Source organism: Rhodopirellula sp. MGV, from assembly GCF_002251265.1.
Lineage (GTDB): Bacteria > Planctomycetota > Planctomycetia > Pirellulales > Pirellulaceae > Stieleria > Stieleria baltica_A.
The window spans coordinates 125,796-146,754 of record NZ_NPDI01000067.1 but is presented as its reverse complement, the minus strand read 5'-3'; the positions used below and the strand labels follow the sequence as shown (position 1 = coordinate 146,754).

Here is a 20,959-nt window from a genome sequence, read left to right as displayed (position 1 = left end):
TATTCCTATTCGGGATCGAGTTCGTTGGCGGATGGCTTACGGATCATATCATCCGCACCACGAATGCCTGGCAAGCTGTCGAAGACACTGACTTCGGGTTTGCGAGGACGTTTGCTCCAAAGTTCCATTGATCGAATTTCCTTCAGCACATCCCACATCGACTGGGGACGACTTGCAGGCGACTTTGCCATCATGCGTTTGGTGATGTCGGCAAAGTCTTTCGACACGTTGTTGTTGTATGCGATTGGGCTCGGGACGTGCGCGTTGAGGTGCTTGTTCAACAAATCGTTCGGCGTGTCCCCGGTATACGGCGGTTTGCCAGTCGCCATCTCGAACAAGACGCAACCGAACGAATAGATATCGGTGCGTTCGTCGCAGACTTTGCTGCGGATTTGCTCGGGAGCCATGTAGCTCCGGGTGCCTTTGGCCAAACCGCCGCGGTGGAAGAGCTTCCCAAGTCCCGTTTTCTTTTTCTCGCTGATCGTAAAGTCGATCAACTTGGTTTCGCCGTCGCGGCTGACCAAAAAGTTATCGGGCTTGATATCCAAATGGATCCAGCCACGGGTGTGCATGTAGTACAAGCCTTCGCCGGCTTGCTCGATGATCTTGTCCAACATGTACGCAAGCGAATCGGGGCCACGCCGCAAGGCTTGCTTGATATTCAATTCGCTGAACAACTCCAGCACCAAAAACGGGCGGTTGTTCGCAAACAAGTGATCGAGAATCTTGATGATCCGCGGGCTGCTTTGCAGATCCTGACCGACGTTGTATTCGTGCTTCAGTAGGTTGATTTCGCTTTTGTCGTTGGCACACGAACCCTTGAGAATTTTCAGCGCGTAGCGTGAATTGTCGTTTTCGTCGATCGCTTCCCACACTTCCGCGGTGGATCCAGAGCGAATGAGCCGGGCCAGACGATACGGGCCGAAAAAGTCTCGGGTTTTTGTCATCGGATTTCGGTGCGAGAAGCTCGTGCGTGATACCGGCCGGCCATCATAGTTGACGGCCCTACTCTCGGAAAAGGTCGCAAACTCCGCCAGGGGAGGAGCAACGTCGAAATCCCCGAATTTCGCGATTCACGGCTCTCTTTCGGAGAGGCCCAAGTCCAGCGAATTAGCGGCCCGCGAGTACTTCTTGATAAATCTGGCGAATCTGATTCGTCATCGATTGATGCCGAAACCGCTCGGTAAATCGCCTCTGCCCTTCCCTACCCATTCGCTGACGCAACTCGGCGTCCGCCCCAAGGCGGATCAACGCGTCCGCCAAAGCCTGGCAATCGCGTGGCGGAATCAGGTACCCCGTCTGGTCCGAAATCACGACCTCCCGAGCACCGTCGATGTCAAAACTGACCGCCGGCTTTCCCGCAATCAACGCTTGCGGCAACGCCCGCGCGAGGCCCTCGCGCAGCGACGTGTGAACCAAAACATCCATCGCGCCGATCAGTTCCGGAACGGTCTCGGGCGAAACCAACCCGGTAAAGATGAAATGTTCTTCCAACCCAAGCTGATCGATTTGCCGCTGCAACTCCTCCCGAAGAATTCCGTCGCCCACCAACATGAAACGGACTTCGGGACAAACCTTGACAACCTCGGCCGCGGCCTTGATCAAGTCATCGTGTCCTTTCAAATGAAAAAGCCGTGCGACCTTGCCGATGACCACATGATGATCCTCGATTCCGTAGCGCGACCGGACCTCTGCCCGATGCTCATTCGCATTGACAAACGGGTCGACATTCATGCCGCTATAAACGGTGGTGAATCGATCGCGCGACGCGACGTTGGCATCGACCATCAAGTCAGTCATCGCGTCAGCGACACACAAAATTCGATGGCATCGTTTCGACGCATATCGCTCGCAACGTCGAAAGAACTCCTTCGCCAATCGCGGCTGAAAATCATGAAACGGCGCGCCATGGACCGTGTGAATCACCGCGGGCACTCCAAGCGACCAGGCCGCCAACCGACCCAGCAATCCGCCTTTTGCACTATGGGTATGGACGACATCCGGCTGATAAGCCTTCAGCGTCTTGCGAATCGCTTGATAGGCTTTCCAATCACGCCCGGGGTGAATGTTCCGCAGCAAGTCCGGCAAAAGGGTGATTTCCAGAGCTCCGTTTTTCAGCTCCCCTGCCCTGCCCTGCGATCTTCCATTGCCCGGCAGAGACTCACCCGATCCAGACTCGCTTGCAAGAAACCCGCCGCGCTCCAACAGGTCACCTTCTGGGCCAATCGCCGGACCGGTAATCAGCATGACTTCATCATGGTGCTCTTCAATCAGATCGACGCAGTTCAGCAGGGTGTTTTCCTGCGCCCCGCCGATGATCATCCGCGTGATGATGTGTGCGACACGCATCAAAACGCCTCCTGGCTGATTCGAATGGGTTGAAATGACAGTGGTAGTCGTCGATCCACCGTTGAGAAACCTCTGTGCTGAATTTGAAAGCGGGTGGCGGGTAAATGCAGCCCCACCGCAAGCCTTGAACAGCTTGCTGGTTTTCTGATGTCGCCCAGTGTCGCTTATTGCTCCGCGAAAGCAGCGGTAGCAAACGCTTACTTCACGGAACGAAAGGCGACATTTAAAACCCACGAGCCGCTCGTCCACCTGCACCTACGCATCGACACGGTATTCGAGTTCACTGGCTAAGTAGCGAATTCACTGTCCGCGCAACAAAAAAGGCCCCGACAAAAAGTCGAAGCCCTTGTTGTATGTGATTCAGGCGTGCGAGATCAGGCGGTGCCGAACTCCACACGTCGACGTCCGAGCTGGTTTTGCAACCGGTTGACGATCGAGGTGTGCATCTGGCTGACGCGTGATTCCGACAGATCCAAGGTCGCACCGATCTCTTTCATCGTCAATTCTTCGTAGTAATAAAGAATGATGATCAAGCGTTCGTTGCGGTTGAGACCTTTGGTGACCAGACGCATCAGATCGTTTTTCTGAACGCGGCGGGTTGGGTCTTCACCTTTCTTATCTTCCAGGATGTCGATCTCGCGAACATCCTTGTAGCTGTCCGTTTCGTACCACTTCTTGTTGAGTGAAACGACACCGACGGCGTTGGCATCAGACTCCATCTTTTCGACTTCGGCGACTGAGAGCTCCATGTGCTCTGACAGTTCGATGATCGTCGCTGGACGTCCGAATTTGGTTTCCAATTGCTTCTTCGCTACGGCAAGCTTACTGGCTTTGCTTCGAACCAAACGTGGAACCCAGTCCATCGTTCGCAGTTCGTCCAGCATTGCCCCGCGAATACGTGGGACACAGTAAGTTTCGAACTTGACGCCACGATCCATGTCGTAGGCATCAATCGCATCCATCAAACCAAAAATGCCTGCACTGATCAGGTCATCCAGTTCGACGCCGTCGGGCAAACGTTGCCAAATGCGTTCGCCGTTATAACGAACCAACGGCATGTAACGTTCGACCAGACGGTTGCGAAGAGGTTCGTATTGGTCCGCATCCTTTTCGGTTTGCTTGAACTGTTTCCAAACCTCAAGGATTTCATCGTCCGTTGAAACTGCGGCTGGCATCCAATCCTCCGTGAACTTTTCTTATGCCTTCGATTTCGTATCACAAGGCGGCTAGGCTTTTGGTTGGTTGCCGGTGATTCGCGTCACGTTTTTGCGATCAGTGAATCATCAGCACGGGTTGGCAAACAGATATCCGAATCCGTGTTTCTGTCTGCCTAGTCGCCGAAAGTGGACTCTAAAAAAAACCGTTCAAGTCGATTTCAGAGTTTCCAGCCTTCGACATCTTCCATATCGGTTGTCCGCTGGGTTGAGATTGAGCTTAATAATTTATTTAAGCCGCTTCCTTTTGGGCCCATTGAATCGGTGAGGGCAACAATCGTTCCACCAGCGCATCCGTGGTAGCGGAGGCGATGTCCTGGGGAACATGCTGACCATTGGTGACGTAGCTGACGGGAATCCCCGGTCGCTCGTCCGAGCACGCGATTGCGGACAGGACACCTGCGGTGTACGGGGTTTCATCCAGCTTCGTCAAGACCGCTGCTGTCGGTCGAGCGACGGAAAATCCGTCAATCACCGAATGCACCACGGATGCCGTGCTGGTCGCGCTAATCACCAAGTGTGTTTCGTCCGGCTGAGCCACTTGCAGGATCCGTGACAGCTTTTCGATATGGACTTCGCCGCTGGGACTCCGCCCTGCAGTATCGATCAAGATCAAGTCCACGTCCCCAAGCTGCTCGATCGCGGCAGGCATCTTTTCCGCCGATTCGACCACCTGCATCGGCAAGTCCATCAGTTGTGCGTAGGCTTGCAACTGCTGGATCGCGGCGATCCGAAAGGTGTCGATCGTTAACAAGCCGACGCGTTGTTTTTGATCTAAATGAAAACCGGCAGCCAATTTTGCGACCGTTGTCGTCTTGCCAACGCCTGTCGGGCCGACCAATGCCACAATCCGGCGATCCCCGGGCGTCATCGCGATCGGACCGCTAACACGAATGTCTCGGCAAACCGCCTGTTGCAGTTTTTCCAACCATGAATGCTGAAGCGGATCCGATAGACCACTTGCAAAATCACTGGTCGAGCGGATCCAACGGTCGACCACATGCGGATCGACTCCGAGTGAAACCATTTTGAAGCGGTACTCCGACAACGGATCCCACTCCGTTCGATAATGGAATGTTGATGTCTTGGGATGATCACTTTGAGCAGCACGATCGGGTCGGGATGCGTCACCAAAGTGACCGGGAATGATTTGTCGCGAATCGATCTGACGCTGCAATTCGTCGACACTGCTTGTACGCCCCAGCAAATCAAGGCGACGATCGGTGCCCGACATCGTCCCCAATGCCAGGCGAAGCCCGCCCTGCCCTGCCCCGGCTTCGATCGGGAGTGTCGATTCCGAATCATGTGGGTCATCGGGACTTGCCGTGACCTCGACATAACTATGTCCTAACCATCCCATCCAACCATCACGGCACTGCTTGGTACTTAAGACCGACGCGTTGGGACCGAGCTCCTCTCGGATCTCTTCCAACGCGGCTTGCAGATTCGCGGCTCGAAATGTCTTCGATTCCATCGGTAGTTCTGTGAGAAAGGTTACGATCAATTGGTCGACGCGTCGCTACGCGGCATGACCAGACGTGGAGGCGTGGCTTTGATGGTCGTGAAACTGAATCGAAATCGCGGTCAACTTAACCTGCGTGTCATCGGTGATTTCTCGAGTCGAAAGGACGTGTGCCCAGATACCCGATGCATCAAGCATCGATTTAACACGTCGGCGGATAGCTGGGGCAACGACGACAACCGGAGGGTGACCTTGGTCGATTAACGTCTTAACGCCTTGACGAATCGCGTCGCAAGTGACGTCTTTCGTTTTGTCAGATTCGCCGGCAATTTGACGCTGTACCGACTCCGCACCGGCTTTCGTTGACTGTTCATCGGTACTCTCCAGCAGAGCCGACTGCGCTTGTCGATCAAACGCGATCGCGTGCAAGACACCGACCTCATCACGCAACGGAACACAAAGCGTCCGCGCGATCCGCTGACGCACAATCTCGATTTGCTCCGCCGTTTCCGATGTCCGCTCGGCGGCTTCGCCAATCGCCTCTAAGATGATGCCCAGCTGTCGAATCGGAATCGATTCACGAAGCAACCCCTGCAATACCTTCTGGACATCAGCCGTTGTCACCCGGCTCGGAATCAATTCTTCGACCAACACCGGGGCGATCTGCTTGAGCTCGTCGATGAGGTGCTTGGTCGCATCATGTGACAACAGTTCGTCTGCATAAACTCGCGCGACTTGCTCCAACTGGTTGGTTAACACTACCGGCGCAGTCAGCGTCTTGTAGCCATAGATCAATGCTTGCTCACGCTGCTGGGTGTTGACCCAGACCGCATGACTGGCTCCCAAACCTTCGACGTTTTCGCCGTCCAGCGTTCCGGTAACCTTTCCATTTGCGATCGCCAACAGTTTGTCAGTCCGCAATTGACCGCGGGCAACAAAGTCTCCGAACAAACGGATCTCGTATTCAAGCTCACCCAAGGTCGCATCGTCACGCACACGCACCTTTGGCAAAACGATTCCGATTTCGGCAGCCATCTGATTCCTTAAGGCCGAGATCCGCTGCATCAAATCTCCGCCACGTGCCGGGTCGGCGAGTGGCAAGAGGCCCAAACCGATCGCGACTTCAAGCGGATCAACATTGAGAAAGTCTTCAACACGCTTTTGGTTGGCGTTGGCAGCCGCACTTTCAGTTTCACGCGCGAGCTCCTGCTCTTTTTCAGTTTCACGTTCGTTGACCGACAGCGTCCAAGCGATGAACAACAGACCGCCGCCGAGCAACGTCAGCGGCAGGATCGGCAGTCCCGTCACCGTAAGCCCTAAAACGAACACGCCGCTGATTGCGATTGCGGTTGAATTGCCCAGCATCTGGCCAATGAACCGTTCGGGCAGGTTGGTCGCGCGTGTCCCACGGGTCACCAAAATTCCGGCCGCCAGCGATATCAATAGCGAAGGCAGTTGGCTGACTAAGCCATCCCCGATCGTCAACTTGGTAAACACAGATGCCGCGTTAGCGATCCCCATCTTGGAGACGACAACGCCCAGGTACAGACCGCCAACAATATTGATCGCGGTGATCACCAATCCGGCCACCGCATCGCCACGGACAAATTTTCCGGCACCGTCCATCGCGGAGTAAAAATCGGCTTCGGCGACTAACGCTTGTCGCCGATTGGCGGCTTCCTCGGAATCGATCGCCCCAGCGTTCACGTCGGCTTCGATTGCCGATTGCCGGCCAGGCATGCCGTCGAGTGCGAAGCGGGCGGCGACTTCACTGATCCGAGTCGCACCTTTTGTGATGACAACAAACTGGACCACGACCAAAATCAGAAAGATGATGAGACCGACTTCGACCTGATTTCCGGCAACAAATTGGCCAAACGTTCGGATCACGCCTCCGGCGGCGTCTTCGCCAAGCGGGGTGCGTCGGTCAAAATCATTCGGGTGGTCGCGATGTTCAAAACCAATCGCGACAACGTCGTGACCAACAAAGCGGTCGGGAAGACACTAAACTCTAGAGGCGATTTGACGTGGATTGCGGTCAATAAGATCACAACCGCGAGCGCAACATTCCCCGCCAACAGCAAGTCCATCACCATCGCCGGCAACGGCATCAGGATGACAACCATGCATGCCATCATGAAACCCGGCATCAACAGCGGTCGGATACGTTGCAATTGGGTCACGAGGTGCACGTCAGCGATTTTGGGGGCGAGCCACCGGCGGTGGCAAGAATCTCGACAAGGATTGGCGAAAGTACAAAAAAATGCCATTTCGATTCAAGATTCATACTGACACGGCCGACATCCCTGTTTCACAGTAAATGTTTCACGCCACGACGCCGCCCACAGTTGTTCCTCAATGACACTTAGCAACCCGTATCAGCCATCGGCAACCGTTGACGAAGCTGACGATGCCCCCGATGCATTCGCGTCCCCAACGCTGGTGGACGATCGCTCGCGGCGCAACTGCATCGTGACCTGGACAGTGATCCTGCCACTGAACCTGATCATGCCGATTTTCTTTGCAATGGGCTTGGTGCAAGGCCCCGCATGGCTCGGCGTGGCGGCCGCAGTCTTGATGGTGTATGCCGCAGGCATCTGGTGCTGCTACCGGCAAACCGGCATCGCCACCCGCATCATGATCGGTGGAAGCATTGTCACGCTCTCACAACTCGTCCCGATCCTGCACATGATCTTTGGGATGATCGCCTTGAGCCTGCTGGCCGCAAACGTAAACGACAACTTCGAAGGCTCGCTCAGTGCGGTGCAAGCTTTCTTGATGACCGTCTTGGTCGCCATCCAATTACTGACCGTGTCTTTGATGATTGGCGCCGTGATCTACTTCATCAAGCAGCAAATGTCGCCAAAGAACAGCGCCCCCAAGACCAGTGAAATGTCCAGCTTTAGCTAGACGCGCGGGCAAACGAGATCGCTCCCCTGCCCCGCCCTCCCCGAGGCAAACCTAAAGAGGCCCCGGGGGTGAAAAAGACGCACGCCGGCGAGCGACGTCGGTTTAAATCGACTACTTCTTTGGCGGCAAATGGCGAACCGAAAGCACGCCTTCGATCTTGCGCAGGTCTTCCAGCGCCGACTCTTCGATTGCACCATCGAGGTCGATGATGGTGTAAGCCATCTCGCCACGCGACTTGTTCAACAAGTCTGCGATGTTCAAATTCGCCTTGGCCAAAATCGCCGAGATCTGCCCAACCATGTTTGGAACATTGGCGTTGGCGATCGTTACCCGCGTGCCGTTGCCGCCGCGAGGCAGAATGGCTTCGGGAAAGTTGACAGAGTTGCGGATCGTGCCGTCTTCCAAGAAATCGCGGACTTGGTCGGCAACCATGATCGCACAGTTTTCTTCCGCTTCTTCGGTCGAAGCCCCCAGGTGCGGAAACGAAATCACTTTGGGGTGATTCAGCAGTGCCGCCGTTGGGAAGTCGATCACGTAGGAAGACAGCTTGCCGCTTTCCAGTGCTGCCAAGACCGCAGCGTCATCACAGATGCCGCCACGAGCGAGGTTCACGACGACACCGCCGTCGTTCATCATGTTGATCCGTTCCTTGCTGACCAAACCCTTGGTGGCATCAAGCAACGGGACGTGAACCGAAACGGCATCACACTGCGAAAACAGGTGGTCGAGGTTCATCGCTTGCTGAATGTTGCGAGACAGCTTCCAAGCGTTTTCGACCGAGATCAATGGGTCGTACCCAACAACCTTCATGCCGAGTGCACTGGCCGCGTTGGCGACTCGAATACCGATCGCGCCCAAGCCAATCACGCCAAGCGTTTTGGAGTGCAATTCCCAGCCGACGTAGTTTTTCTTTCCGGATTCAACCGCAGTTGAAACTTCTGCGTCGGTTCCTTCGAGCGTTTCGGCGAACTTCATCGCCGGATAGATATTACGGGACGCCATCAGCAATCCCGCCAAAACGAGTTCCTTGACCGCGTTCGCATTCGCACCCGGTGCGTTGAAAACCGGCACGCCTCGCTTGGTCATTTGATCGACGGGGATATTGTTTACCCCGGCACCTGCACGACCGATTGCGGTCACGGTTTCGGGAATTTCCATGTCGTGCATCTTGAACGATCGCAACATGATCGCATCAGGCGACTTGGTATCGCTGCTGATCTCGTATTTCTCACGCGGGAGTCGTTCGAGTCCTTTGACGGAGATGTTGTTGAGCGTGAGGATTTTGTACATCGCGTACTGGTGTGTCGGTGGCAAGTCGGAAGGTCTGTAACACTACATTACGATCAAAGCGGCGGGGACCGCTTTGATCTTCCTATCGGATGCCTGAAAGTCACCTGTCAGGCCAGCAGGGTTCGTTAACCGTTTTTGGCGGCAAACGAGGTCATGAAATCGGCGAGTGCTTTGGCGCCTTCAAGAGGCATCGCGTTGTAAATACTCGCACGAATTCCGCCGACGCTGCGGTGTCCCTTCAGCGCGACCAACCCGTTGCCAGCGGCTTCGCTCAGGAAGCTAGCTTGCAACTCGTCGTTTGGCAAAACGAACGTCGCGTTCATCAACGAACGACAATCGGGCTTCGCATGACCGGTGTAAAAGCCGTTCGAGCCGTCGATGGCGTCGTACAAAAGCGATGCCTTTTCACGGTTGATTTTTTCCATCGCATCCAATCCGCCGATGTCATCGCTCAACCAACGAGCGACCTTACCCAAGACCCAGATGGCAAACGTCGGTGGGGTGTTCCATTCCGAATCGTTTTCGGCGTGGAGTTTGTACTGCATGTAGCCCGGCAAGGATTCGCTGCCGATCTCCAACAGGTCCTTTCGCATGATCACGACCGTCACACCGGCGGGACCCGCATTCTTTTGGGCACAGGCGTAGACCATGCCGTACTTGCTGATGTCCAGCGGGCGGTGCATGAAATCGCTGGACGCGTCGCAGATCAACGGCACGCTTTCAGGGCACTTGGGCTCGTCATGGAACTGCACGCCTTGAATGGTTTCGTTGCTGCAGTAGTACAAGTACGCTGCGTCCGAGGCAACTTCGTAGTCACTTGCGGTCGGGACGTGATTGAAGTTCGAACTCGATGCGTCATAGACGACGTTGACTTTGCCCTCTTTCTTCGCTTCGCCGATCGCTTTCTTTCCCCAGGTTCCGGTCTGGAGATAGGCAGCCGACTTGTCGGTTCCACGCAGCAAATTCGCGGGAATCATCGAAAACTGCAACGCCGCACCACCCTGCAGAAACATCACCGAATAGTCGTCGCTGATCTTCAGCAACGATCGAATCGAGTTCTCCGCGTCATGCAAGATGTCGACGAAAGCCTTGTCCCGGTGGCTCATTTCCAGCAGAGAGGTTCGTGCCCCCGGGAGACACAACATCTCGTCTCGGACCTCTTCGAGAACCGACACTGGCAAAACAGCGGGGCCGGCGGAAAAATTGTAAGCGCGTTGATCGGTCGCAGGTGCACTCATCGATCGCATCAGGTAGTTGGGGAAGATGTGAATGAGCCGGGATTCTATGTCGTGTCGAGCGACTGCGAAAGGAGCGACTTTCCATCGCACCAGCCCCCGGAGCGAACTTCCTCAGTGACTTACCGGGGCGAGACGCCCCTCCGATGCCTCCAGTAGGGGGCGCAGCGGATTGATAGCGTTACCATCGCTAGAACCGAACCCTCCCCCAGCGACGCAACCTGAACCCTCACATCGGGTTACGTCTCCAAAGGCGTTCACTCTGGGTCGTACCCAAACTCACGCATCCAATCGGCGACTTCGTCAGGATCGCCAATCCGCGGCTTGCCCGCCCTGCCCTGCTCCGATGACTGCGTTCCCCCGGCTTCCTGCCCCTCCACGCGCCCACCGGCCGGCGACACGATGCCGTCTGCAAGCAAAACCTTGCCATCGGTCAAAGCGTCCATCCAAGGCTCACTATCACGGAACACCGCATTTCGACGTGACGCCGCAATTTGCACCCGATGGTCCGATGAAACCACCATCAGTTTTTTCGGCGTGTGGTGTTCGCGGATCAGTTCTTCCAATAGGTCGTCGGCCGTCGGATAGCCTACCGCAAAGCGAACCTGAATCCCTTGATGGTCGTAGCTGTCCGGTCGGTCCTTCGGCGGGTTGGCAGCATCAAACACCACACACGTCCGCTGCCGAGTTTCTTCGTCTAGGAACTTTGCCAAATCACGAAGGAGCACACCACGTATTTTCTCCAGCCAACGCGGGTTCGGACTGCGGGTCGGAATCGGTTGCGTGATGTTGTAGCCGTCGATCAAAAGTAACAAAGACACGGCTTGGCTGCGGAAAACTTGGAAACGGAATGGTGCCTGCAAACCGCCGGCGTTTCTCGGCAAGGCAGACGAAAGGCCGGATTGTAACACTCGATCAAATCCGTCAACTAACGAACCTCGTCACCGACAGGCTGCTGACGTGCGACATCCGCATAAACGATCGCCGACAGCCAGATCAAACTAAACACCTGCCCAGACAAAGCCGCGATGGCCACCGCAACAGCACCCATCGATGGCTCGAGCATCAACGCGACGGCAACCATCAACACCATCGCAGTCACTCGGCAACGAATTGCCGCCAACGGCTGACCACGCCCTTTCACATAGCTATCGAGCCCTTGCAAGATGCCTTTGATCGCAGCCACGGGCGCCAACCAATACGCGAATCGCACGGCCGGAACAAAATCTTCGCCGTACAACCACCGCACCATCGTTGCGATCAGCAGCATAAAAACCAGCGTACACAACGCTTGCACCGCGATCGAAACTCCCAGAATTCGGTGCACATCCTTGATCCGCATGCGATGGCTGCTGCTTGCGCCCGCATTGAACAAGAACAAGCCCATCGTGTTCGGAATCACGGTCAGCGGATAAGCCACTGGCACCATCGATGCATAAAATCCCTGGTCACGCAGCCCCGCGATCCACAGGATCAAAAGCAAATCCAGACGCTCAAATAAATCGGTCGCAAACATCGAATACGCATACGGACGGCTCTCTTTCAAAAGTGCTGGTACCGACGGTTCGCTCGCACCGCAAAGTGGCGAAGACAAACCGTTCATACAAACCGCCATCGAGACGACCGACGACAATACCATCACAAAACACGCGACATCCAGAGTAACGCCAAAAGCGAGTTCTGCGATCAACAGCAATAGCGGAAACGCGGCCGCACCGATGACACGCCGCAGGTTGTAGGCACCGAAACGCCCCTGGCCACGATCAACTCCCGTCATGATCAGCAGCACTTGCTGGCCAACCAACGAGAGTGAGCAGACCATTGCCAACGGCATCAAGTAGCGTTTGTCAGCGGGCAACGCGAGCGCGTTCAACAGCACCGCCACCAAGGTGGTTACCGCCCCGGTCGTCAAACCTAATTTCAATGCAGCCCGGCGAAGCGACAAGGACTCGATTCGACCTTCCGCTGCGTGCCGACAGATCACTTCCAAGCCACCGAACATGCCGATGTAAAGCAGCAACTGCACAAAGAACAGCGCCGTCGCATACTCCCCACGCCCGACCGGCCCCAGTGTGCGTGCAAGTAGGATCCCCTGCCCCATCTGCAAGACGACAATCAGAAACGCCACACCCACCGTTCCGACAAACTGGCGTGCAAGCTTGCTGCGGCCAGTCGTCCTGCTGGCATTCGATACTTCGTTTATCCCGTTATCTTCCGACATGATGTGGCGAGTATAGTCTTCGCCGGACAATCGTCAGTCCAAAGTTTCGCGGACTTCAACGGGAGGCCCCGAGAAAAACGATGAGATCTGGTACGCAAAGAACCCCAGAATTGCGACCGTGACGCACAACATCGCCAGCGTTTTCCAATCGAATTGACTTTGGAAATTGAGCCCAAAACTGGGCATCTGGAACGATCGCTTGGGTTTTCGTTTGTATTCCTTGGGGTCCACTCGGCGTGGCGGTTTGTTCTTTGGTTTGGCGTCGACTTCGACGTCTACCTTTTCAATCTCCTCGCCCGTCGGATCGTCTGGAAGATTCCCGATGAAGGTGTCATGCGGCATCGCATCGGCCTCGAGTTCCGCCAAGTCGATTTCGGCATAACCGCCGTCATCCACACTCGCGTCTTTCGATTCACCCTGCGCTGGCTTCGCAGCACCACGGATCATGTCGTAGCGAATCTCTTGCTCAACTTGGTCCTCGGCCGCCAAGAATTCTGCGACGTCAAAGTTTTGCCAAGACTTCGGCGCCTCGACAGGACCGTGCGATTCCACCCCGCTATCAGAATCGGACGCCGAAGCAAAAGCGGGCTCCTTGATCGAGACCGCGAATCCGACTTTGCCGAATCGCAATTCGTCACCATCGGAGAGCACACGCCATTGGTGTGGCTCGATCTTCTCGCCGTTAACGAACGTCCCACCGGTACTCTTCAGATCGAGAACCCCAAACCCGTCTTCGTTGTGCAACAGCAGCGAATGCCGCCGACTGACCGATTTGCTTTTCGGCCGAATCTGACACTCTTTGTTCCTGCCAACGAGATAGTACCCCAGGTGAATCGGGGCTACCGTGCCGGCACGACTGCCTTCGGTCATGACTAGTTCGACAGGCATTGGGTCAGATAAGCGGGTCACGAATTCGATGGGGGGACCTGGAATTTACCCAGGGATCATAGACGGACCGTGCTCAAGATGCGAGTGCCTAAGTCCGTCACCCAGCCAACGAAACCCTTGCTACGGTGGCCAATCACCTCACCAAAACCGGCCCAAAGGGATCATCCAACGCCCTGCTCTTCACCGAAACATCAAAGTGGATCGTTAATCTTGCAACACAACGATCTCTTTCCCGCTCTCCATCGAACGCAGCGGTCGCTCTTTCTTCTCTTCTTTCGTTAGCTGATAGAACGTAATCCCGACGACGACCAGCAAAGCCAACGTGGAAAGCGCCAGGCCGACCCCCAACAAGATGCTCTGCGACGTGTCACCGCTTGTCGTCGCGGGGGCCGATTTTCCTGCTGCCGCAGCAGCCGGACGCGCCGAGGGATTTTTGAATTGCTGTGACGTCGAGAGCGGCGAAACTGGTGCTTGCGGTAACGTCGAGAGATCGACCGGAGGCAGACTCCCAAAGTCGATGTCCAACGAATCGGACATCGTCGAAGTACTCGAATCCTTCAAAGGCCCGCTGTCGTCGATTGAGCTGGGACTGGGAATGTCCTCAGTCGCGACTCGGGACGAGATATGCCGGCCTGATAAATCGCCGCCTTTGGCAACCGTCCCACGCAGGCGTTTTAATTGCGGCAGAAGCTCTGCCGCAGACGCGGGACGATCCTCGGGCCGCTTCGCCATCATTTTCTGGATCAGTTCGGCAATCGCTTTCGGACAATCCGGCCTCACTGCCGAAACCGTCGGAACCGGAGCTGTCTGATGCTTCGCCAGCCGCTGGGCAACGTTGCTGCCCGTAAACGGTGGGCGCCCACAGAGTAAAAAATACCAAGTGCACCCGAGCGAATAGATATCCGCACGAGCATCGACCGTCTGGCTGTCGATCGCTTGCTCGGGGGCGATGAAATCAGCCGTCCCGGTCAATCGATTGGGCGAGTCACTGCTGCCGGCGGAATAACCGATTCGCGCCAACCCCATGTCGCTCACCTTGATCACGCCATCGGCGCGAAGTAACAAGTTGGACGGTTTGATGTCTCGGTGAACGATGCCACGCTGATGTGCGTGCGCGAGTGCATCGGTGGACTGGATCATCGCGTCAAGCGACTCGGCCGGCGACATCACTCCATCGCGAACCACCGCACGATGCAAGTCGACGCCCTCGATGTACTCCATGACAATGTAAAGCTTGCCATCGGCTTCGGAGAAATCGAACGCCTGGACAATATTGGGATGCTCGAGCTTTGCCGACGCGCGAGCTTCTTCCTTGAACCGCTCAATCCGGCGAGCGTCTTTGGATGCTTCGGCAGGCAAGATCTTCAACGCCATCAAACGGTTCATCACCGAATGTTTGGCTAAGAACACGACGCCCATGCCGCCTTTGCCAAGCGGCCGCATCAGCTTGTAATTGCCGAGGTGAAAGCCTTTCGCTTTGCCGGTCAGCAATTTGCGTGCTTGCCAAGGCGTCAGCAAGTTTGCCCCGACTAAACCGTCCGCCAATCGCTCGGGCGAAAATCGCATGTCCTCCGCCATCAGGGACACGACAACTTTTTTGATGTCCGCCAGTTCGACCAAACCGGCATGCATCGACCGTCGCACGAAATCGCGCGTCGCGTCATCGAGAACCGGTTCGGGTGCTGTTGTCTTGACCGACATGGGTTGTTGGGAACTCGTTTGAGTCGACCGAAGGAACCGCCATCGCCCTGGCTCTTGTATTTCGGTCGGCACTCTCTGCCATTCTCCGAGTCATCGGAAAAGCGTGCCAACGCATTATCGGGTATCAGGCCCCAAATAATGTTAAGAACCTGTTAAAGGCAGGTGTCGATCCGGTGTGATTGTGCTGCGATACCCTGGCAGGTAGTGAACGTGCTTTAAAAACAATCCCTGCGGCGGCGCCGTCGGCCCGGCATAGATCCGATTCTTTTGCTCGAGCACGTCGTCGATCCAATCGGGCGGTTGCTTCCCCATCCCTACTTCGACCAGAGTGCCGACAATATTACGCACCATGTTGTAAAGAAAACCATTGGCTTCCACCTCGATCGCAAGATGCCCCGTCTGCTCGAAATCGGGCGAAGGGACTACCACACAGTCTCTAACATCCCGGACGGAGGATTTCCGCTCCGCACCGGCCGATTCGAAGCTGGAAAAGTCACGGTGCCCAATGACCTTTTTTGCAGCAATCTTCATCAACTCCACATCGACAACCCGCCGCAATCGCCAACGGTAGCGGTGCTCGAACGGATTTCGCTGATGGCGAACCTGAATTTGGTAACGATAGCGTTTCCCCAAAGCATCTCGGATGGCGTGGAAATCCGGATCGGCTTCGTGAACTTCGTTGACCACGATTGCGCTTGGCAACCGCGAATTGATTGCGCGCAACAAAGCCTCTGTCGAGGCAGTCCAGTTCGGAAAACGACAACTGGCGACCTGACCGAAGGCATGCACGCCGGCGTCAGTGCGACCACTTCCGATCACACTGACTTCCTGACCGGTGCTCCGCCGAATGGACGTTTGCAGCGTTCCCTGAATCGTCGGTTGCTCCGGCTGGACCTGCCAACCGGAGTAGTCCGTGCCGTCATACGCAATGACGAGTGCAAACGTACGGCTCACCGGTTCGTTCAAACCGAAGCGACAGTTTGCTGCAACAACTCGGCGATCTGAACCGCATTGGTCGCAGCGCCCTTACGCAAGTTGTCGCTGACGCACCAAAACGCAATGCCATGTCCATCGCCACTGATGTCACGGCGAATACGGCCCACAAAGACGTCGTCTTTGCCATCGCAATCGCGTGGCATCGGATAACGCTTGTTGGGCAGATCGTCAACGACCGTGATACCGGGAGCAGCGTGGAACAACTCTTTCGCTTTTTCAACCGAAAGCGGCTCTTCGGTCTCGACCAAAATCGATTCACTGTGACCGATCGTTACTGGCACACGGACCGCGGTCGGGCAAACTTGAATCGATTCATCGCCCATGATCTTGCGAGTCTCGTACACCATCTTCATTTCTTCGCTGGTGTAGCCTTCGTACTTCTCGCCACCGATCTGCGGGATCAAATTGAATCCGATCGGGTATTGGAACGTCTTACACGACGGTGTTTCGCCATCGAGGACCTTTTGCGTGCTGGTCATTAACTCGACGTTGCCAGCCAACCCTGCACCGCTTGTTGCCTGGTACGTGCTGACAACCACACGTTTGATCTTGCACGCTTTGTGCAGCGGCGAAAGCGCGACCACCATCTGCGTGGTGCTGCAGTTCGGGCTTGCGATGATGCCTTGATGACCGGCGATCGCTTCGGGGTTGACTTCAGGAACGATCAATGGAACCGTCGGGTCCATTCGCCAATAGCCGCTTTCATCGACAACGATCGCACCTTCCTTAACAGCATACGGTGCGAACTCGGCCGACACCTCGTCCGGCGTGCTGGCGATTACCAAATCGACATCCTCAAACGCGCCAGGGGCGAGCAACTCGATTTTGATCTTCTCGCCTTTGACGAAAACCTCTTGTCCAACGCTGCGCTGCGACGCCAGCAATTTAAGGCGTTTGTAAGGAAAGTCGCGGGTTTCAAGCTGCTGCAAAACAATACGTCCGACAGCGCCAGTGGCACCTACGACAGCCAAGGTATCGTGCACGGGGTTCGTCCAGAGTGAGGTGTGATGGGAATTGGATTTAAAGCGTGGACAGATCCATCAGTCGAGCGGTTCGCACTGGCCCCTCTTTGCGAACAAGCAATTCAACCGATCGGATGGTATTTGCCAAAGTTTATGTTAGGACTGGCGTTTGGAAAGGCGAGATTTGCGTTGTCACCGCCCGGAACACTCCTGACGCCCTCGTCGAAGTTCAGTGGCCCCGCGGACGACTTCACCGAACGGCTTTCCTAAGCCTCGCAATCCCTACAAACGTCAGCAAATAGGCCTTCGCTGGCGAATTTAGCGATGCGACGGAAAAACAAAACCCACCCGCACGGAAGACCATTCGCTCCGCACAGGTGGGGATGAAAAATATCGAATTTCAGACGCCTATTTTTTCGCGTCTTCAATTGCCTTGGGCAAATCCTTGTCGACCAAGCCCATGCCACCACGGCCACCTTCGATACGTGACTTCACATCCAAAATCGTATCTTCGGCCTGCGCTTCCCAGAACTTCGTGATTTTGTCTTGGGCAAGTGGCTTGTAGGAACGGAACACCCGGAATCCCACCCCACGCGACGGATCGCTGGTCAACCACCAAGGGCTGCGTGGAAAGTTCGGATCATCAGCCTTCCATTCTTCGTCATTGCTCGCCAAGCGGGCCGAACTACGCAGGTCCTCCGCGTCGAATTCCCAACTGCCACCACGCAAAACACAAGGCGAAGGAAACTCAGGCCAGACAACGACATCGACCGCATTCAAATCTTTTTGATCGGCGAAGCCTGCATACCCATCTTCGGTGTATGCATTGACGGTCCACTCCGCGACGTTGCCGTGCATGTCGTACAAACCGAACGGGTTGGGTTTCTTGCTCGCGACAGGAACCTGACCGTCATCGGCGTTGTCGAAGTACCACGCATAATCATCAATGTCGCCAGCGCTGTCGCCCCAAGAGTACGCTGTCTTGGTTCCGCCACGTGCGGCGTATTCCCATTCCGCTTCGGTCGGCAAACGGTATTGTTGGCCACTCACCAAGCTCAGCCACTTTGTGAATTGCTGCGCTGAATACTGTGTCATTGTGACCGCAGGTTGCTTGGGATCTTGACCGTACTCGAACGTAAACGTTGGTTCGTAGAGTTCGGTCGGCGCGGTGATCGCGTCAACCTTGTTCCCGTCATTCACGGCGCGAACACCGTCAGCTTCGAAGTCTTTGAAAATCGCGTACAAGTCCATGTATTCCTTGTACTGTCCCCAAGTGACTTCCGTTTTGGCGACCCACATCGGATCAACCTTGACGGTGATTTGTGGACCTTCATCCTCGCGACGACCTACTTCACCTTCGGGACTGCCGAGCTGAAACTCGCCACCAGGCACCGGAATCATGTCGATGGTCTTGTCTGTTCCGGGAATCCGAAACGCATAAGGGACCATGTATCCGTCATCAACTTTGACGAATGGCCCGTCAGCGGGTTTCTCTTTGGCGATACCAGGCACGGCGTCTTCGCCATGACAATTGGCGACCGCGAATGAGACAACCAAAGAAACCGACAGGCAAAGCAAGCGCGGGAACAACCGTTTCACAATACTAGGTGGGGTACGAGAGTGCGGAGGGATACGACCAACCTCGAATCGATCGAGTGGAAGATTATAGATGACAAAAGAACTTATTTCGATTGCCAATTTGTCTCATCAGTCACAGTGTCGTTGCCCAGACCGCAACAGCGGCAAGGGGGGCGACACAACGCTACAACACCGAAGCAATATGGCCGACCGAAATCGAGGTGCAGAACCTAATGGCGTGAAAGCGTCGCCGGACGTAGACCGAGCTTCACGTCAAACATCAGCTCTTCGCCCTCGCGACTGACAAACAGTTTCATCCGACTCCCGGCCATGGTATTTCCAATGACCTGCATCAGATGATCGACGTCACGAACCACTTCACCATCCACTTCGACGACGATGTCCCCCGACTGAAGTCCGGCTTGGGCCGCCCCCGATCGGGAATCAGCGATTCCTGCGATCAGCGCGCCGCGGACACGATGATTTGAATTGGGAAGTTGATCGTCAGGAACCTCGGCCAGCGAAACGCCGAGCCACCCGCGTTCGATTTTCCCGTGTTCACGAAGCTGTGCATAGATTTTCTTGGCAACAGTACTCGGGATCGCAAAGCTGACACCTTGATAGGTATCGCCAACGATCGCGGTATTGATACCGATCATCGTCCCATGCGAATCGACCAACGGGCCACCACTATTGCCGGGATTAACCGCGACATCGCTCTGCATAAAATCCTGGTAACGATCCTTGGCACGAACGACCCGATGCTTGCCACTCAAGATTCCGAACGTCACTGTTCGATCGAGGCCGAACGGACTGCCGATCGCCCACACTGGCGACCCAACACGAATCCGCTCGCTATCACCCCAAGGGATCGGGATCAGTCCACTTGAATTGACCTTCAACAATGCCAAGTCGGTCAGTTCGTCGGTTCCAACCACAACTCCATCAAGCCGTTGCCCATCGCTAAGCGTCACGACAATTTCGTCGCTTTCGGCAACGACGTGCCGGTTGGTCAAGATGTATCCGTCCGCATCGACAACAACACCGCTGCCTTGATCAGAAACCAAGATCGCGGGTGCACCGGGAATGTCGTCGTGGATGATCTTGTGATGTGTCGCCCGTCGGACATCGATGTGAACCACACTCGGACCGACAGCGGCGCTGACCATTTGATAGGCCTGCGAAATCGAATCCAACGAGACGTCTTTCAATCCCTGACTGGCGACTTCAAACTCGGCACGCAATTGCCCGCGGTATTGGGCATAGCGAATACGCTCGACAATACCGGGCACGACAAACCACGCGGCCGCGAGTACGGACAAGACGGTGACCATCATCACCAAGCCTTGTTGAAACGCGTTGACCGCGGCACTCCGATGGCGATGCGGATCCATCTCCATCGCCACTTCGCGACGAGTATTGATCGATGGCGCGTGCCGCACTTTGATTTGACCGTCAGTGTCGCTACTCGCGATCACGCTGGCGTTCGGCTCCACAGGGGTCAGCCTGGCCGCATAGATTGGCGGTCCGAGCGTTCGAGACGGTGGCACAATCCGCACCGGCTCTGGCTGCTGCTGAAGGTCTTGCTGCTGACTCGGCTCACCTTCCTCAACCGGTGACGATTGCATGTCTGCTGAAGACCTGTCGATACCAGCTGCTTCAATTTCGTCCGGTTCAATTGACGAGGACTCGAAATGGTGCATCCGAGGTCCGACTTTACCGGGATCAAAGCGGTGAAAAATCAGCTTGCGACGCACTCCGTCCTGCGATGGGATAGAAGTGCCCTGCTCGGAAGTGCCCTGCTCTGTCACTTCAGAGCTGGGCTGATCGCTGGTGCAACCATTCCCGCCATCACTCGCATCAGAAGCGGTGAATCGATTCTCCGCTTGCTCTGGATGGGGTGGCACCTGACCTTCTGACGACTGATCCATCGGCGGCAGTCTCTTCTCCGGCAGAAATCGAATGAACGTCACAAAACGACCATTCTAGCGCGGTGCGTTCTGGGATCGGCAAGTTTTTTTTAAGCAATCGGCCGCATTTCTTGCGATCGTGCCGACAAAACCGGTACCAGCGCCTCGCGTTGCCGCGAAGAATTGTTGACAATTTGAACAGTTCCGTGGGGGGCGAAAGTGTCCTCTGACGATCTAGTTTAT

17 protein-coding genes are annotated in these 20,959 nt (G+C 55.6%); 1 reads left to right on the top strand and 16 read right to left on the bottom strand.

All coding sequences use genetic code 11. From position 1 onward, the window contains the following. Positions 1-5: 5 nt before the first annotated feature. The 6 genes from CGZ80_RS23180 to CGZ80_RS29045 all read right to left on the bottom strand — a co-directional run bounded on the left by CGZ80_RS23180 (position 6) and on the right by CGZ80_RS29045 (position 7,208). Positions 6-947 carry a serine/threonine-protein kinase gene (locus tag CGZ80_RS23180; RefSeq protein WP_094418050.1) on the bottom strand — a complete coding sequence of 314 codons (942 nt, stop codon included), beginning with the start codon at positions 945-947 and terminating at the stop codon, positions 6-8. A 163-nt stretch (positions 948-1,110) separates the two neighbouring features. Further along, the gene (locus tag CGZ80_RS23175; protein ID WP_094418049.1) at positions 1,111-2,349 is read right to left on the bottom strand and encodes a glycosyltransferase family 4 protein; all 1,239 of its coding nucleotides are present in this window, start codon (positions 2,347-2,349) and stop codon (positions 1,111-1,113) included. 374 nt (positions 2,350-2,723) lie between these two features. After that, positions 2,724-3,524 carry a FliA/WhiG family RNA polymerase sigma factor gene (locus tag CGZ80_RS23170; protein ID WP_094418048.1) on the bottom strand — a complete coding sequence of 267 codons (801 nt, stop codon included), beginning with the start codon at positions 3,522-3,524 and terminating at the stop codon, positions 2,724-2,726. Between the two features lie 271 nt (positions 3,525-3,795). Then, positions 3,796-5,037, bottom strand: a complete 1,242-nt coding sequence (flhF, locus tag CGZ80_RS23165; RefSeq protein ID WP_094418047.1) for a flagellar biosynthesis protein FlhF — start codon at positions 5,035-5,037, stop codon at positions 3,796-3,798. Positions 5,038-5,082: 45 nt separating this feature from the next. After that, positions 5,083-6,915, bottom strand: a complete 1,833-nt coding sequence (locus CGZ80_RS23160; RefSeq protein ID WP_255407728.1) for a flagellar biosynthesis protein FlhA — start codon at positions 6,913-6,915, stop codon at positions 5,083-5,085. Further along, positions 6,912-7,208, bottom strand: coding sequence for an FHIPEP family type III secretion protein (locus CGZ80_RS29045; RefSeq protein ID WP_255407727.1), 297 nt, complete (start codon positions 7,206-7,208; stop codon positions 6,912-6,914). The genes CGZ80_RS23160 and CGZ80_RS29045 overlap by 4 nt, the downstream gene beginning before the upstream one ends. Positions 7,209-7,383: 175 nt before the next feature. Here CGZ80_RS29045 and CGZ80_RS23155 point away from each other — a divergent pair, with 175 nt between their 5' ends. Then, positions 7,384-7,935, top strand: a complete 552-nt coding sequence (locus CGZ80_RS23155) for a hypothetical protein (RefSeq protein WP_094418046.1) — start codon at positions 7,384-7,386, stop codon at positions 7,933-7,935. 111 nt (positions 7,936-8,046) lie between these two features. Here CGZ80_RS23155 and CGZ80_RS23150 read toward each other — a convergent pair whose 3' ends face one another. From CGZ80_RS23150 to CGZ80_RS23100, 10 genes are all read right to left on the bottom strand, one after another. Beyond that, positions 8,047-9,225, bottom strand: coding sequence for a phosphoglycerate dehydrogenase (locus CGZ80_RS23150; protein WP_094418045.1), 1,179 nt, complete (start codon positions 9,223-9,225; stop codon positions 8,047-8,049). A gap of 125 nt (positions 9,226-9,350) precedes the next feature. Beyond that, complete coding sequence (serC, locus tag CGZ80_RS23145) at positions 9,351-10,463, bottom strand: 3-phosphoserine/phosphohydroxythreonine transaminase (RefSeq protein WP_094418070.1); 1,113 nt, start codon at positions 10,461-10,463, stop codon at positions 9,351-9,353. 254 nt (positions 10,464-10,717) lie between these two features. Next, a complete protein-coding gene (locus CGZ80_RS23140) occupies positions 10,718-11,281 on the bottom strand; it encodes an NYN domain-containing protein (RefSeq protein ID WP_094418069.1) in 564 nt (187 codons plus the stop codon). A gap of 107 nt (positions 11,282-11,388) precedes the next feature. After that, entirely contained in the window at positions 11,389-12,681 is a 1,293-nt protein-coding gene (locus tag CGZ80_RS23135) for a lipopolysaccharide biosynthesis protein (RefSeq protein ID WP_094418044.1), read from the bottom strand. 33 nt (positions 12,682-12,714) lie between these two features. Continuing rightward, positions 12,715-13,569, bottom strand: a complete 855-nt coding sequence (locus CGZ80_RS23130) for an FHA domain-containing protein (RefSeq protein ID WP_094418043.1) — start codon at positions 13,567-13,569, stop codon at positions 12,715-12,717. 204 nt (positions 13,570-13,773) lie between these two features. After that, a complete protein-coding gene (locus CGZ80_RS23125) occupies positions 13,774-15,270 on the bottom strand; it encodes a serine/threonine protein kinase (protein ID WP_233148612.1) in 1,497 nt (498 codons plus the stop codon). A gap of 141 nt (positions 15,271-15,411) precedes the next feature. Further along, positions 15,412-16,224: a tRNA pseudouridine(38-40) synthase TruA gene (gene truA / locus CGZ80_RS23120; protein WP_233148611.1), complete on the bottom strand. Its 813-nt coding sequence runs from the start codon at positions 16,222-16,224 to the stop codon at positions 15,412-15,414. A gap of 8 nt (positions 16,225-16,232) precedes the next feature. Then, positions 16,233-17,249 (bottom strand): aspartate-semialdehyde dehydrogenase, encoded by a 1,017-nt coding sequence (locus CGZ80_RS23115; RefSeq protein ID WP_094418041.1) that lies wholly within the window; start codon positions 17,247-17,249, stop codon positions 16,233-16,235. Positions 17,250-17,636: 387 nt separating this feature from the next. Continuing rightward, the gene (locus CGZ80_RS23105; RefSeq protein WP_233216157.1) at positions 17,637-18,785 is read right to left on the bottom strand and encodes an SUMF1/EgtB/PvdO family nonheme iron enzyme; all 1,149 of its coding nucleotides are present in this window, start codon (positions 18,783-18,785) and stop codon (positions 17,637-17,639) included. Between the two features lie 251 nt (positions 18,786-19,036). Beyond that, the gene (locus tag CGZ80_RS23100; RefSeq protein ID WP_233148609.1) at positions 19,037-20,737 is read right to left on the bottom strand and encodes a S1C family serine protease; all 1,701 of its coding nucleotides are present in this window, start codon (positions 20,735-20,737) and stop codon (positions 19,037-19,039) included. Positions 20,738-20,959 lie beyond the last annotated feature (222 nt).

Bases quoted from the DNA above. Each gene is read 5' to 3' on its own strand.
- CGZ80_RS23130 (WP_094418043.1), bottom strand. From the start codon at position 13,569: ATGCCTGTCGAACTAGTCATGACCGAAGGCAGTCGTGCCGGCACGGTA.
- CGZ80_RS23135 (WP_094418044.1), bottom strand. From the start codon at position 12,681: ATGTCGGAAGATAACGGGATAAACGAAGTATCGAATGCCAGCAGGACG.
- serC (WP_094418070.1), bottom strand. From the start codon at position 10,463: ATGAGTGCACCTGCGACCGATCAACGCGCTTACAATTTTTCCGCCGGC.
- CGZ80_RS23150 (WP_094418045.1), bottom strand. From the start codon at position 9,225: ATGTACAAAATCCTCACGCTCAACAACATCTCCGTCAAAGGACTCGAA.
- CGZ80_RS23100 (WP_233148609.1), bottom strand. From the start codon at position 20,737: ATGGATCAGTCGTCAGAAGGTCAGGTGCCACCCCATCCAGAGCAAGCG.
- CGZ80_RS23155 (WP_094418046.1), top strand. From the start codon at position 7,384: ATGACACTTAGCAACCCGTATCAGCCATCGGCAACCGTTGACGAAGCT.
- CGZ80_RS23180 (WP_094418050.1), bottom strand. From the start codon at position 947: ATGACAAAAACCCGAGACTTTTTCGGCCCGTATCGTCTGGCCCGGCTC.
- flhF (WP_094418047.1), bottom strand. From the start codon at position 5,037: ATGGAATCGAAGACATTTCGAGCCGCGAATCTGCAAGCCGCGTTGGAA.
- CGZ80_RS23125 (WP_233148612.1), bottom strand. From the start codon at position 15,270: ATGTCGGTCAAGACAACAGCACCCGAACCGGTTCTCGATGACGCGACG.
- CGZ80_RS23170 (WP_094418048.1), bottom strand. From the start codon at position 3,524: ATGCCAGCCGCAGTTTCAACGGACGATGAAATCCTTGAGGTTTGGAAA.
- CGZ80_RS23175 (WP_094418049.1), bottom strand. From the start codon at position 2,349: ATGCGTGTCGCACACATCATCACGCGGATGATCATCGGCGGGGCGCAG.